Annotated in this window: 1 protein-coding gene; it reads right to left on the bottom strand. The window is 53.8% G+C overall.

Translation table 11 applies throughout. The features are described from left to right. Nucleotides 1-9: 9 nt before the first annotated feature. Nucleotides 10-1,347, bottom strand: a complete 1,338-nt coding sequence (locus ACZYUB_RS16585; RefSeq protein ID WP_463949340.1) for an IS4 family transposase — start codon at nt 1,345-1,347, stop codon at nt 10-12. Between the last annotated feature and the right edge of the window lie 83 nt (nt 1,348-1,430).

Genomic DNA, 1,430 nt, shown 5'->3' on the forward strand with positions numbered 1-1,430 from the left:
CAATGCTGTTCACTTAAGCGGAGCCGCTTTGCGATTTACCGGATATCGGGTCTTTGAAATCTTGACCGCCCTGGGCCGCGATGGCCTGGGGCGTTTTTCTATGAACATGCTGCCAATACAACCCCGTAACTCTTCCAACCGTCTTGGCGTATGCGCGGGCGACAAGGCTTCAGCCATGATTGCCAGCTGATTCGCGATAAACTGACTCGCAAATTTGAAGCTGATTTCGTTGGGCGCTCGTTGGTGGGCGACAGCAGCCTGACTGGCCTCCCTTCTGACCAAGTTGTATCCCAGCAGTAATCCCCATAACTCCTGATATACCAGCTCTACTTTCTTGCTCCTGAGTGTCATGGCGTTGTGTTGCATCGAGCTTTTGATATCCCTGAAGCCCAATTCGATTTCCCAGCGTTCGTGATACAGCGTGGCCACCTGTGCCGCACTGAACCGCGTCACTGGCAGCGAGGTGAACACCGTTTTCTCCTTGCCGGCCACCTCATAGGTGACTGCACGGACTTGCCATTGCTCGGGTAGGTCCGGATTTTTCTTGCGAGCCTGTGGGGATACGCTCATCTGCAAAAGGCGGTCACCGTCGCCATAATGTTCCAGCTCCGTATAGACCAATCCTCGACGTTCAGGAATGAGCCAATGCCGGTTAGCCCCCTCAGCCTGGATGCGAAGCAACAGGTCTGCACTGAAGAAACCCTTGTCCAGCAGGGTGACCGAGTTATCTGATAGAGAGTGGATGAACTCGCTGGCCAAGGGGATTTCGCCTCTGCAGTATGGGCTGATGGCAGCGTTGGCAATCACATGGGAGCGAACATTCATCAACGTGACGAGTCGCAACATTGGATAAGGGGTTTGCCGGTCTGTTGGTGTGTTACCGGAGCCGAAATGCGCTCTGAGTTCGGGGGTGTCCTGGGTTCGGAACAAGGCACCATCAACAGCAAAGACCTGTAAACCATGCCACTGGTCTTCGGGATACCGTTCAGGCCCCCAGACATTGGCGCATTGTTTGAAGAGCCACTCCAATGGTTGCTTGCCGAGTCGTTGGCGGGCCTGAGACAGCGCACTGTCAGCCAGTAACACATCATTGGCCAACCCCTCGGCGCAGATATTCAGACGGCGAGCGACTTCAGAGATAGGTTCATTGCGAAAGAAGGCCATCCCGACGACTAACCACAACACGAGGTCAGCAGGCAGGCGACGCCTGCGGATGGTGGCTTTATCAGACAGAGTGGCGGCGGCAATAATCCATTCATCTGGAATATGGTGGGTAAAGAGGTCCAATCTGGCCAGAGTTTCAGCAGATGCATCCATGGCATCATTCAGAGCATTCGCAATAGACATAAAAAAATCCGGAACCCAAGAGAGGCTCCGGATTTTCCTACAGCATGAGGATCGGTCAATAGATCCTTAACTGATCAGCATTG

This window comes from Pseudaeromonas sp. HNCC25DJ182 (assembly GCF_055413365.1).

Excerpts from the sequence above, each read along its gene's own strand:
- ACZYUB_RS16585 (WP_463949340.1), bottom strand. The coding sequence starts at position 1,347 with ATGTCTATTGCGAATGCTCTGAATGATGCCATGGATGCATCTGCTGAA.